The following is an 11,815-nucleotide window of genomic DNA, read 5'->3' on the forward strand; positions in this document are numbered from 1 at the left end:
GCCCTCCACAATTCAGGCCGCGCGATCAAGCCATGACCAGTGCGGCACCGCGTTCGCCAATCATCAGGCTGGTCGCGTTGGTGTTGGCCGACGTGATCTGGGGCATCACAGAGGCGTCGATCACCCGCAGCCGCTCGACGCCGCGCACGCGCAGCTGCGGATCGAGCACGGCCTGCGCGTCGCCGCCCATGCGACATGTCCCGACGCAATGAAACACCGTGCCCCCCGTATTGCGTGCAAAATCCCACAGCCCGGCATCATCCCTTGCTGCCTCACCCGGCACCATCTCGATGTCCCAGAGCGGGCGAAACGCCCTCTGCTGATAGATCTCGCGGAGAATCTTCAGACCTGCAACAATGGTCTTGCGGTCGATCTCCTCGGCAAAATAGTTTGGTACGATACGCGGCTGTTCGAACGGATCTGTTGAGCTGATCGCAAGCCGTCCGCGCGACTTTGCGTGGCACTGCCAGACCGAGGCGGTGAAGCCGGAATAGCCGTGCAGGGGCTCGCCGGGCTTGTCGACCGACAGCGGCATCACGTTGAACTGCACGTCCGGCCGTCCGCCGACCGCGTATTCCGTACAGGCTGCGCCGCCCACCTGCCCCGCCCCGACCGTCAGCGGGCCGCTGCCCGCCAGCATCCACTGCAGACCCATCTTCGCAAGCTCAACGGGATTGCGGACCTGGTCGTTGAGCGAGATGCGATCCTTGAGGCGGACGATCAGCCGGGCCTGATAATGGTCCTGGAGATTGGCGCCGACCTCCGGAGACTCGGCAATAACGGGAATGCCGAGCTTGCGCAGCAGATCGGCTGGACCAACGCCGGAGAGCTGGAGGATTTGCGGCGACTGCAGCGCGCCGCCGGACAGGATGATCTCACGATCAGCCGCCGCACTGTGGACCTGCCCCTTGCTGATCCACTCGACGCCGGTGGCGACGCGACCGTTGAAAACGACCCTGCTGACCTGCGCATGGGTGATGATGGTGAGATTAGGACGGCCGGCGACGGGGCGCAGAAACGCAGAGGCCGAACTGGTCCGCCAGTGCCGCCCGATGCCGAGCTGGTAGGTGCCGACGCCCAGCGTCGTGGCACCGTTGAAGTCGGGATTGCGCGGCAGGCCGAACTCCACACCCGCCTCGACCCAGGCCTTCGATGCCTGGTTGTCGTTGCGGAGATCGGAGACCTCGAACTCTCCGAGCCCGCCATGAAACTGGCTCTCGCCGCCGCGGTAGCGCTCGTAGCGCCGGAAATACGGCAAGAGTTCGCGATAGCTCCAGCCATCGGCGCCAAGGCGCTCCCAATCGTCAAAATCCTCGTGCTGGCCCCGGATGAAGATCAGACCATTGATCGAGGACGAGCCGCCGAGCACGCGGCCGCGCGGCCACACGATGGCACGGCCGCCGCTGCCCTCCGAGGGCTCGGTCCTGAACAGGCGCGAGAACCGCTCGTTGTAGATGGTCCGGTAATAGCCGACCGGAAGCTTCAGCCAGAAATTTCGATCCGACCCGCCGGCCTCCAGCAACAGCACGCGGCAGGACGGATCGGCCGACAGTCGGTTTGCAACGACGCAACCGGCCGAGCCCGCGCCGACGATGATGTAGTCGTAGCCGCGTGCTGACATCAGATCGTCCGGTATTGTTCGATGGCGGCAAGATCGGGCGTGATGCCGAGACCTGCCTCGTCGCCGAGCGTGATCATGCCGTCGTGGACATCGAGCACGGGACCGCAGAAGCGGTCGCGCAGCGGATTTTCGTTGCTGTCGACTTCGAGCAGCCCGTCGCCGCCGACGCCGGCGAGAAGATGCGCGGATGCCAGGAGGCCGATGCCGGCGCCGAGATAGTGCGGGCAGAACATCTTTCCGGACGCAAGGATATCGCGCGCGATGCCAGCGCAAGCCGACAGCCCGCCCCATTTGGCGATGTCCGGCTGGACGACACCGAGCACCGGCTCACGCAGCACCTCGGCAAAGCCGGCATGGCTCGCGATGTTCTCACCGGCCGCGAGCGGAAAGCGGATGGCCTCGCGCAATTGCGCCCATTCCCGCCGGGGACGATCGGCGCGGATCGGCTCCTCGAGCCAGGCGAGACCGAAGTGCTCCAGTTGCGGCGCGAGCTCCAATGCCTGCGCAATGGTCCAGCCCTGATTGACGTCGGCGGCCAGCAGACCTTCGCCCACAAGACGGCGCAGCGCGGCGAGATTGGCGCGGTCGGTTGCCGGATCGAAGCCGATCTTCAGCTTCAACGCGCGGTATCCGCGGCTCAGGGCCGCTTCGGCCGTCTGCTCGGACCCGACCGGATTGATGCCGCTGGCGTAGACATTGATCGTGCGCCTCGCCCCGCCGAGCAGCTTCCACAACGCAACGTTCTGGCGGCGCGCGAAGAGATCCCAGACGGCGAGATCGATGCCGGCGATCGCCTGCGCAAACGGGCCGGCTTCGCCAGATTGCAGCGCAAGCACCGAGGTTCCCCGTGTCAGATGCGCGAACGCAGCGGACGGCTCGGAGGCGGTGAATCCGACCAGAGCTGGCGCAAGCACCTCGTTGACGAGCCGAACACGATGTTCGGCTCCCGGTGCTGGAAAATTGCACCACACTTCACCCCAGCCGACATTGTCGTCGCCGTCCTCGACGCGGACGAAGACGGCCGGCCGATCCTTCATCCGCCCGAAGGACGTGATAACCGGCGTGGTCAGCGGGTAGCGATAGCCAAAGGCCTGGACGCTTCGGATGGTGAAATGCGGCGATGTCATGCGGGAAAGCCTGCGACGCCTACGACCAAAGGCGCCACTTGTATGGTCATCCTATTTATAATATGACGTTTGAAAACATCAACCGCAATCTGGGTGGACGCGTCGAATGAACGGAGCTGGCCTGAGACGCCTCGGTCTCGGATTGATACCGTGGATCGGTGCAATCCTGCTCTGGTACGCCGTGCGCTGGAGCGGCTTCGTCAACGTCTCGCTGATCCCCGCGCCGCACCAGGTCGCCGCCAAATTCTTCGAGCTTCTGGCCAAGGAAGGCCTGCTGATCGACATCTTTGCTTCGACCCGGCGCGTCTTTCTCGGCGTCGCGCTCGGCATCCTCGTGGCCGTGCCGGTCGGATTTCTGCTCGGGTGGTATCGCCCCGCCCGCACCTTCGCCGACCCCATGATCAACTTCTTTCGCGCGCTGCCGCCGATCGCACTGATCCCGCTGGTGATCGTCTATTTCGGCGTCGACGAGCTCGCAAAGCTTGTCATCCTGTTCTACGCCTCGTTCTTCTCCGGCGTGATCGTGATGTATGAGGGCGTCTCCCAGATCACGCCGCTCTACATCCGCGTGGCGCAGACGCTCGGCGCCAACCAGACCGAGATCTTTCGCAAGGTCATCATTCCCCTCACCGTCCCGCACATTCTCACGGCGCTGCGCGTGGCGCTGGGCGTCGCTTGGGCGACGCTGGTCGCATCCGAGCTGATCGCGGCGCAGCGCGGGCTCGGTGCCATGATCCAGAATGCCTCGACCTACTTCCTGCTCGACGTCATCTATGTCGGCATCATCTGCATCGGCCTGATCGCGCTGATCATGGATTTGATCCTGCGCAAGATCACCGCGCGGCTGTTGGTCTGGCAGGATCGGGCCATCGCATGAACAAGCGCGCGCAGTTCGACAAGGTGTCGCTGTCCTTCGAGACGCCGAAGGGTCGTCTCAACGTCGTCGAGAACGTCAGCTACGACATCAACGACGGCGACTTCATCGCGGTGATCGGGCCGTCCGGCTGCGGCAAGACCACGATGATGAGCATGCTCGCCGGCTTCCAGAAGCCGACGACCGGCAAGGTACTGTTCGACGGCCGTCCCGTCGCCGGTCCCGGCCCCGAGCGCGGTGTCATCTTCCAGGAATATGGCGTCTTCCCTTGGTTGACGGTGAAGCAGAACATCGCCTTCGGCCTGACGCTCAGCACCAACCACGTCCCGACCGCCGAGCGCGACGCGATCTGCGATCACTATCTCGGCCTGATGGGCCTGTCCGACTTCGCCAATTCGTATCCGAAGCATCTGTCCGGCGGCATGCGACAACGCCTCGCAATCGCGCGTGCCTATGCGGTGAAGCCCCAGTTTCTCCTGATGGACGAGCCGTTCGGGGCGCTCGACGCCCAGACCCGCTCCAACATGCAGAACCTGCTGCTCAAGGTGCTGGAGACCGAAGGCAAGACCGTCATGCTGATCACCCATTCCGTCGAGGAGGCGATCTACCTCGCCTCCCGCATCGTGGTGGTGACGGCGCGGCCGGCGCGGATCAGGGAGATCATCGACGTTCCCTTCGCTTACCCGCGCGACGAGTCGATCCAGGAGCGTCCGGAATTCGCGGAGCTGCGCAGCCATATCAGGCAGCTGGTGATGGACGAATATCGCGCCCAGCAGGCGCAGATGCGTCCGGTCTCATTGTCGGAATAACAAGCAAAACGGAGGACACATCATGGATCGGCGGCAATTTCTGACCACGACGGCAGGCCTTGCGCTCGGCACCTTCACGGCCTTGGCACCGGCGATCGCGCAAGCGAAAACAAAAGTCCGCGTTGGTTATCTCCACACCGTCGCCGTCGACGGCCAGATCTGGACCGGCATGGACCGCGGCTCCTTCGAAAAGCAGGGCCTCGATCTCGAGCTGCGGCAGTTCAACACCGGCCTCGAAATCTTTCAGGCGCTGATCGGTGGCAGCCTCGACGTGCTGGCGACCGGTGCTGTCCTCTCGAACTTCCCGGCGCGCGGCCAAGGCAAGGTATTTCTCATCAACGACATCGAGGTCGCAACCGCGCAGCTGTGGGTCCGCGGCGATCAGGGCATCAAGTCATTTGCGGACCTCAAGGGCAAGCGCATCGCGACCGCGACGGGCACGACCGCGCACGTCTTCCTTGATACGGCACTCCGGGCCAACAAGGTCGATCCCAAGGAGGTCGAGCTCGTCAACCAGACCATGCCGGCGGCCGTGACCGCTTTCATCTCCGGCGCCGTGCCTGCCGTGGCGCTCTGGGTGCCCTTCAACGTCACCGTCCGCGACAAGGTGCCGGGCGCGACCATGCTCGCCGATGCGTCGGCCTATTATCCCAAGGCGGCCATCATCGGCGGCTGGGCGGCGGCGAACGACTATTACGAACCCAACAAGGAGACCTTGGCCAAGCTGATCCGCGGCTGGGCTGATGCCAATGACTATATCGTCGCGAACAGCAACGAGGCGATGGAGAAGCTGCAGAAGGGTCATTACAGCCAGACGCCGCTGTCGGACATCAACGAGTCGTTCAAGGCGCAGAAGATGTTCACGTCCAAGGACTGGAAACGGATGTACTCGGACGGGACGGTCACCAATTGGCTGCAGCAGTCGACAGACTTCTTCATGGCCAACGCCGGCATCAAGGACTTCACGCCAGCAAGCAAGTACTTCGATCCGAGCCTGTATTTGAAGACGATCGCCTAGATACCAAGGCACCGAGAGACCTCGCCGGACACGTCAGCTGTGCGGCGCGCGCCAGTTGTCTTCATCCCGACCGATGATTTGCTGACGTACCAAGCATGTGTTGAGCACCGAAGCGACATCCCGTCCCTTCCGCACGCTCAACTGCGCTGCTGCACTCCCCTGTTCAAAGCGGTATGGATTGCCCTCCCACGTTGCAACTCTAACCATTCAGCGAGCCGCCTTTCGTTCCGCTCAGCCGCTGTCGCAATTGCGGGAGGACCTGGCAATGAGCACGGACCACGGTACGTGGCCTAGTCGCCCGTCGGGGTAATGCGAAACTCGATTACCTCTGGCAAACCGCGCAGATGTTTAGCAAGTCTTTCTGCATTAAGCCGGTCGCGGCTCTTGATCGTCATGCGGTATTCAAACTGCAGCCCGCCTTCGCTTAACCGGGAAGACAGGTTGGCGATGGTAAACCCGTGAGCGCCGATCATCTTGTGGACTTCATCTTCACCCATGACCCGATCTCGGGCGAACCGAAGCATATGATGGGCGTAAAACTCGCTAGGCAACCGAGCCTCGATATACCTGAACAAGGCGAGCACAATCAGAGTCGCGAGGGCACCGACAACGGCAGCAAACCAGAACCCTATTCCGACCAGAACACCGATGGCCGCGGTAACCCAAATGGACGCCGCCGTTGTCAGTCCACGCACGGTCAGGCCCTCCTTAAAGATGACTCCCGCGCCCAGAAAGCCAATGCCGGTCATGATCCCCTGCGCCATGCGCGTCGGGTCGGTTCGGATCGCATCATGTTCAAGGAACGTCATCCACTGGTGCTGATAGACGGTTACGATCATCAGAATCGCTGATGCGACGCACACCAGAGAATGGGTTCTAAACCCTGCCGGTCGACCGTGAAACGTACGCTCGAATCCAATCATCGCGCCTATGACGAGGGCACCCGTCACTCTGACGACGATCACAAATTCATCGTGCCCCATGGCTCACGTCCCGTAAAATTACATTTGTCACAAGTTATGATCATATGTATAGTCCGCTAATTCAAGCTGCTAAATGGGGTGCGTCAAAAGAGGATAACGTCCGAACCTCAAATCGCTTGTTACAAAATCATTCAACGCGCAGAGACAAGGCGCGAAGTCAATCCAGCGATAGACCGCGGGCGCGACGGATCTACAGCGGGAGGAGGTATCCAGCAGAGGCGTCATGGTCCGAATCATTCAGATTTCCGATACGCATCTCAGCCCGAGCAAGCAGCACTTCGATGCAAACTGGACGCCGCTTGCGCGTTGGATCGCGCATCATAAACCAGATCTCGTCATACATACCGGCGATGTAACGGTCGACGCCGCCGATCAGGAAGCCGACGCAGCCTATTGCGCAACTCAACTGGCGTCGCTCGGCGTCCCGTTCGTGGCGGTTCCGGGAAATCATGACGTCGGCGAGGTGGGCAATCTGCATCAGCCGGTGAATGAGGAGCGGCTCGATCGCTTTCGTCGACATTTCGGCGACGACTGCTGGCTACGCGATCTGGACGGGTGGCGCCTGATTGGGCTCAATTCGATGATCTTCGGCGGCGGCCCCGAGGAGGCGCGGCAAACCGAATGGCTCAAAGCCGCGATGGCCGATGCTGCTGGGCGTCGCCTTGCCTGGTTCACGCATCGGCCACTGTTCATCGAATCACCGACCGAGGGCGACACCGGTTACTGGTCGGTCAAACCGGAGCCACGCCGCGCCCTGCTCGATTTGCTGCATCGCTACCGGGTCGAGATCGTAGCCAGCGGTCATCTGCATCGCTGGCACGAGATCCGGCTAAACGGAACGCACTACGTCTGGGGGCCGGCGGCCGGCTTTCTGGTCGGTGAGAAACTGGCGCCGCCAATGGGCGGCGCCGCCCGGCTCGGCGCAGTGGTCTACGACATCGAGGGCGAGAACATCGAGGTGAGCATTCGTCCGGTGCCTGGCCTTACCGATTACTGGATCGACGACGTCGTTCACGAAGTCTATCCGCCCCGAAAAGCTGAGGACTAATCCGCGATGGCCGGCCTCACATTGCGCGGCATCCATAAGACTTTCGGCGACACGACTGTCCTCAACGACATCGATCTAGACATTGCGGACGGCGAATTTCTGACGCTGGTTGGTCCCTCCGGATGCGGCAAGTCGACGCTCCTGCGCATCATCGCCGGCCTCGAATCGCAGGACGGCGGCTCGGTGTCGATCGGCGAGACCTCGGTCGATCATCTGCGGCCTCATGAGCGCAGAATCGCCATGGTGTTCCAGAATTACGCGCTCTATCCCCACATGTCAGTGTTCGACAACATCGCGCTGCCGCTCACCATGACGCGCCTCAACCTGTTCGAGCGCCTGCCGATCATGCGTCATTTGTCTTCCCGCCGCCGGCGCGTCATGGGCGAAATTGCGCGCGAGGTGCGGGCCGTCGCCGAGCAGCTTCGCATCGAAACCTTCTTTCATCGCAGGCCTGGGCAGCTCTCGGGCGGGCAACGACAGCGCGTTGCGCTCGGCCGCGCAATGGTGCGTCACCCGCAAGCCTTCCTGATGGACGAGCCATTGTCGAACCTCGATGCCAAGCTGCGTGTGCACATGCGCGGCGAGCTGACCGAGCTCCATGCACGGCTGGGCGCGACGATGATCTACGTCACCCACGACCAAGTCGAGGCGATGACGATGTCCGATCGCCTGGCCGTGATGGATCACGGCGACATCCTCCAGCTCGGCACGCCCGCCGAAGTCTATGAGCGTCCCGCCACGACCGCGGTCGCCCAGTTCATCGGCAGTCCGGCGATCAATCTGCTCCCAGCCCGCCTCGGCCCCGGTGGCCAGGTCGAGCTTCTCGGCCGCACGCTGCCGATCGACGTTCGGAACGCCCCTGCCCCGGAATTGATGGTTGGCGTGCGTCCGGAGGCGATGCGGATCGGAGGCGGACCGTGCACGATCACCTGCCGGTTCCGACGCCGCGAGAATCTCGGCTCGGAGAGCATTCTTCATTTCGACCTCACGGCCTCACCCGAGGTCGCAGTGCTCTGCCGGATCGACAACGACGTGCCAATCCCCGAGGGCGAGGTCACGCTCTCCTTCGAGCCGCGGGACTGTCACGTCTTCGACAACAACGGCCGACGCATCGAGGCTGACAGCCGCGCCGCGGCTGGCCGCGACTTGCGCCGCGCGAGCGAGGTCCGATGACCACCGCCGCGGTCGAGATCGCCCCGCTCGGCGCCGCGCCGCCGGCCAGCCGCCAACGCTGGATCGAGCGGTTCGCGGGGCTGGGCTTTGCCGCGCCGGCCTTCATCCTGCTGGTGCTGACAAATCTGGCGCCTCTTGCCGCCCTCGCATTCCTGAGCTTCACCAATTACGAGCTGGGCGCGCTCGACTTCTCGTTGGTCGGCCTCAAGAACTTCAACACGGCGCTCCAGGATCCCGTGATCCGGCGTTCGGTGACCAACACCCTGCTCTATGTCGCGATCGTGGTGCCCGGCGGCGTCCTGATCTCGCTGCTGGTCGCAATCCTGATCCATCAGCGCAAGCGTACGCGCAGCCTCTATGAGGTCATCTACTTCCTCCCGGTCACCTCGACGCTCATCGCAATGGCCACGATGTGGCAGTTCTTGCTGCATCCGACCCTCGGGCTCGTCAATCAGGTCCTCAAGAGCCTGGGTTTAGGGCCGACGGCATTCCTGAGCGAGCCTAGCCTCGTCATCCCGACCCTCGCCGCGATCGGCATCTGGCAGCTCATCGGTTTCAACATGGTGCTATTCCTCGCCGGGCTCTCGGCGATCCCAAGGGATCTCTACGAGGCCCTCGACATCGACGGCGCGAGCCATCCCGTCGACCGCTTTCTCAAAGTGACGTGGCCGATGCTCGGTCCGACCACGATGTTCGTGACCGTGACGACCTTCATCACGGCCTTCAAGATCTTCGACACGGTCGCGGTGATGACCCGTGGCGGCCCCGGAGGTGCATCCGAGGTGCTGCTGTATGCGATCTATCTCGAAGGGTTTCAGTATTTTCACATGAGCTATGCGGCGACCCTCACGCTGGTCTTCCTGGCGTTCACGCTGGTCTTTTCCGTGCTGCAGACCTTCGTCCTCGACCGCCGGGTGCACTACTGATGCATCAGCCAGCCACGATCCTCCGCCCTTCCGCACCGGTCGCGATCCGGATACGCCGCCTCGTCTCGCTCGCACTCGTGCACGCGGTGCTGATCGGCGGCGCCGTCTTCATGCTGCTGCCCTTTGTCTTCATGCTGACGAGCGCGATCAAGCCGCCAGGCGAGATCTTCGAGGCGACGTTTCGGCTTTGGCCGCGTCAGTTCTATGGATGGCAGAACTTCGAATCCGCCCTGAGCACCGCGCCGTTGCTGCGCTTCCTGCTCAACGGACTGATCGTCTGCGGCGGAATTCTCATCGTCCAGCTGCTGGTCGCAATTCCCTGCGCCTACGCGCTCGCCAAGCTGAAATTTCCGGGACGCCCGGTCCTCTTCTCGCTGGTCCTGCTCGGGCTCTGCATTCCGGTCCAGGCGCCCTCGCTCCCGCTCTACATCGCGTTCGCCGAGCTCGGAATTCTCAACACCTACCTCTCGATGATGATGCCGTTCTTCCTGTCGGTCTTCGCGATCTTCCTGTTCCGGCAGTTCTTCAAATCCTATCCGGACGAGATCATCCAAGCGGCGCGGCTCGATGGCGTCGGCGAATTCGAAATCGTCTGGCGCATCGTCGTGCCGAGCGCCTGGCCTGCCATTGCGGCGTTCTCGATCTTCTCGGTCGTGGCGCACTGGAACGACCTCTATTGGCCGCTCATCGTCGTCTCCGACACCAAGCTCGCAACACCTCCGCTCGGCATGATGTATTTCGCCGATTCCGAGCTGGGCTCGAATTACGGCGCGCTGGCCGCCGGTGCCACCATCATCACCGCGCCGCTGGTGATCGCGTTCCTGATCGCGCGGCGGCATTTCATCGCCGGCATCACGATGACCGGAATCAAGTGACGTCAACCACTGCTAGGGGAGACACTGTCATGCTGCATCGCCGAGACCTCCTGAAGAGCGCCGCCGCCGTCGGGAGCACCGCGCTTTCAAGCCCGTTTCTGGCGCGCTCCGCACAGGCGCAGGAAGTGACGCTGGACGTCCTCTATGCCTTCCCCGCCTTCGCGAAATTCCACGAGCCGATCGCCCAGGAATTCATGAAGCAGCGATCGGGCATCAAGGTCCAGTTCCGGGCCCCGGCGGCGAGCTATGACGAAGGTCATCAAACCATGCTGCGGCAGGCCGTCACCAACCAGCTTCCCGACGTCTACTATTCGGGTTACCATTTGCTCGCGGAGCTCGTGCGCACACTGGTGAAACGCAACCAGATCACGGAAGTCGCGCCCTTGCTGCAGAAGGAGGATGCCGCCTGGCGCAAGGCCAACTACTCCGACGGAATCCTGGCGCTCGGCGCGGTCGACGGCAATATCTATGGTCTCGCGTTCAATGCATCCCTGCCGGTCATCTATTTCAACACGCAGCTCGTGAAAGCGGCCGGCGGCGATCCCGACAAGATGCCCGACAATTGGCCCGGCATGATCGACCTGGCGGCCAACATCAAGACCAAGGGCACCGATGTCGCCGGCATCGCCTACAACATCCATGATTGGCCGGACGACTGGCTGTTCCGCTCCCTGATCCTGCAGGGCGGCGGCCAGATGCTCGACGCATCGGAAACCGCTGCCGGTTTCGGCAACGAGACCGGGCTCAAGGCGCTCAGCCATTGCCGCAGATTCGTCGCTGACGCCAAGATGCCATTGATCGATTGGGATTCCTCGCGCCAGCAGTTCATCGCCGGGAAGATCGGCGTCTTCGCGGACACGCCGGCCCGGCTGCGCCAGGTCACCGACCTGATCGGCGACAAGTTCACATTGCGAACCTGCACGTTCCCGATCGACGACAAGCAGAAGGGCGGACTGCCGACCGGCGGCAACGCGGCGATCATCACGGCAAAGGACGCCGCAAAGCAGCAGGCCGCCTGGGAGTTCCTGAAGTTCGTGAGCGGACCTGAAGCGCAGAAGATCGTGGTCGAGACCACGGGCTACATGCCGACCAATCTGCGCGCCTCGGGGCCCGAATTCCTGGCCCCGTTCTACGATAAGAACCCGAACTTCCGCACCGTTTCGCAGCAGATCGAGCGCGCGAAGCCTTGGCAGGGTTACCCCGGCGGGCAGTCCGTGAAGATATGGCGCACGCAGCGCGAGACCATCCACGCCGTGATGCGCGGCGAGACCACCCCCGAGGCCGGGCTCGATCGCATGGTCAAGGAAAGCAACGCCTTGATGAAGAGCTCTTAAGTACTGGATCATCGATTGCGGCAACGG

11 protein-coding genes are annotated in these 11,815 nt (G+C 62.8%); 8 read left to right on the forward strand and 3 right to left on the reverse strand.

What is annotated here, in order from left to right:
- Nucleotides 1-25: 25 nt before the first annotated feature.
- Together IVA92_RS03260 and IVA92_RS03265 are read right to left on the reverse strand one after the other, a co-directional pair.
- Nucleotides 26-1,621, reverse strand: coding sequence for a GMC family oxidoreductase N-terminal domain-containing protein (locus IVA92_RS03260; RefSeq protein ID WP_247279419.1), 1,596 nt, complete (start codon nucleotides 1,619-1,621; stop codon nucleotides 26-28).
- A complete protein-coding gene (locus tag IVA92_RS03265; protein WP_247279420.1) occupies nucleotides 1,621-2,748 on the reverse strand; it encodes a mandelate racemase/muconate lactonizing enzyme family protein in 1,128 nt (375 codons plus the stop codon). The genes IVA92_RS03260 and IVA92_RS03265 overlap by 1 nt, the downstream gene beginning before the upstream one ends.
- A gap of 106 nt (nucleotides 2,749-2,854) precedes the next feature.
- On the opposite strand from IVA92_RS03265, the gene IVA92_RS03270 reads away from it, so the two are divergent.
- The 3 genes from IVA92_RS03270 to IVA92_RS03280 are packed head-to-tail and all read left to right on the forward strand — an operon-like array spanning nucleotide 2,855 to nucleotide 5,449.
- A complete protein-coding gene (locus IVA92_RS03270; RefSeq protein ID WP_247279421.1) occupies nucleotides 2,855-3,625 on the forward strand; it encodes an ABC transporter permease in 771 nt (256 codons plus the stop codon).
- A complete protein-coding gene (locus IVA92_RS03275; protein ID WP_247279422.1) occupies nucleotides 3,622-4,431 on the forward strand; it encodes an ABC transporter ATP-binding protein in 810 nt (269 codons plus the stop codon). Before IVA92_RS03270 ends, IVA92_RS03275 begins: the two co-directional genes overlap by 4 nt.
- Nucleotides 4,432-4,453: 22 nt before the next feature.
- Complete coding sequence (locus tag IVA92_RS03280) at nucleotides 4,454-5,449, forward strand: ABC transporter substrate-binding protein (RefSeq protein ID WP_247279423.1); 996 nt, start codon at nucleotides 4,454-4,456, stop codon at nucleotides 5,447-5,449.
- A gap of 290 nt (nucleotides 5,450-5,739) precedes the next feature.
- Here IVA92_RS03280 and IVA92_RS03285 read toward each other — a convergent pair whose 3' ends face one another.
- Nucleotides 5,740-6,432, reverse strand: coding sequence for an MgtC/SapB family protein (locus tag IVA92_RS03285; RefSeq protein ID WP_247279424.1), 693 nt, complete (start codon nucleotides 6,430-6,432; stop codon nucleotides 5,740-5,742).
- Nucleotides 6,433-6,655: 223 nt separating this feature from the next.
- Between IVA92_RS03285 and IVA92_RS03290 the strand changes: the two genes are divergently transcribed.
- The 5 genes from IVA92_RS03290 (at nucleotide 6,656) to IVA92_RS03310 (ending at nucleotide 11,788) form a co-directional block, all read left to right on the forward strand.
- Nucleotides 6,656-7,480 (forward strand): metallophosphoesterase, encoded by an 825-nt coding sequence (locus IVA92_RS03290; protein WP_247279425.1) that lies wholly within the window; start codon nucleotides 6,656-6,658, stop codon nucleotides 7,478-7,480.
- Between the two features lie 6 nt (nucleotides 7,481-7,486).
- Complete coding sequence (locus tag IVA92_RS03295; RefSeq protein ID WP_247279426.1) at nucleotides 7,487-8,653, forward strand: ABC transporter ATP-binding protein; 1,167 nt, start codon at nucleotides 7,487-7,489, stop codon at nucleotides 8,651-8,653.
- Nucleotides 8,650-9,579, forward strand: a complete 930-nt coding sequence (locus IVA92_RS03300) for a sugar ABC transporter permease (protein ID WP_247279427.1) — start codon at nucleotides 8,650-8,652, stop codon at nucleotides 9,577-9,579. The genes IVA92_RS03295 and IVA92_RS03300 overlap by 4 nt, the downstream gene beginning before the upstream one ends.
- A 110-nt stretch (nucleotides 9,580-9,689) precedes the next feature.
- Entirely contained in the window at nucleotides 9,690-10,454 is a 765-nt protein-coding gene (locus IVA92_RS03305) for a carbohydrate ABC transporter permease (RefSeq protein WP_247279489.1), read from the forward strand.
- Nucleotides 10,455-10,483: 29 nt separating this feature from the next.
- Nucleotides 10,484-11,788 (forward strand): extracellular solute-binding protein, encoded by a 1,305-nt coding sequence (locus IVA92_RS03310; protein WP_247279428.1) that lies wholly within the window; start codon nucleotides 10,484-10,486, stop codon nucleotides 11,786-11,788.
- The last annotated feature ends 27 nt before the right edge of the window (nucleotides 11,789-11,815 follow it).

This window comes from Bradyrhizobium sp. 154, assembly GCF_023073875.1.
Lineage (GTDB): Bacteria > Pseudomonadota > Alphaproteobacteria > Rhizobiales > Xanthobacteraceae > Bradyrhizobium.

Excerpts from the sequence above, each read along its gene's own strand:
- IVA92_RS03260 (WP_247279419.1), bottom strand. The coding sequence starts at position 1,621 with ATGTCAGCACGCGGCTACGACTACATCATCGTCGGCGCGGGCTCGGCC.
- IVA92_RS03265 (WP_247279420.1), bottom strand. The coding sequence starts at position 2,748 with ATGACATCGCCGCATTTCACCATCCGAAGCGTCCAGGCCTTTGGCTAT.
- IVA92_RS03270 (WP_247279421.1), top strand. The coding sequence starts at position 2,855 with ATGAACGGAGCTGGCCTGAGACGCCTCGGTCTCGGATTGATACCGTGG.
- IVA92_RS03275 (WP_247279422.1), top strand. The coding sequence starts at position 3,622 with ATGAACAAGCGCGCGCAGTTCGACAAGGTGTCGCTGTCCTTCGAGACG.
- IVA92_RS03280 (WP_247279423.1), top strand. The coding sequence starts at position 4,454 with ATGGATCGGCGGCAATTTCTGACCACGACGGCAGGCCTTGCGCTCGGC.
- IVA92_RS03285 (WP_247279424.1), bottom strand. The coding sequence starts at position 6,432 with ATGGGGCACGATGAATTTGTGATCGTCGTCAGAGTGACGGGTGCCCTC.
- IVA92_RS03290 (WP_247279425.1), top strand. The coding sequence starts at position 6,656 with ATGGTCCGAATCATTCAGATTTCCGATACGCATCTCAGCCCGAGCAAG.
- IVA92_RS03295 (WP_247279426.1), top strand. The coding sequence starts at position 7,487 with ATGGCCGGCCTCACATTGCGCGGCATCCATAAGACTTTCGGCGACACG.
- IVA92_RS03300 (WP_247279427.1), top strand. The coding sequence starts at position 8,650 with ATGACCACCGCCGCGGTCGAGATCGCCCCGCTCGGCGCCGCGCCGCCG.
- IVA92_RS03305 (WP_247279489.1), top strand. The coding sequence starts at position 9,690 with ATGCTGCTGCCCTTTGTCTTCATGCTGACGAGCGCGATCAAGCCGCCA.
- IVA92_RS03310 (WP_247279428.1), top strand. The coding sequence starts at position 10,484 with ATGCTGCATCGCCGAGACCTCCTGAAGAGCGCCGCCGCCGTCGGGAGC.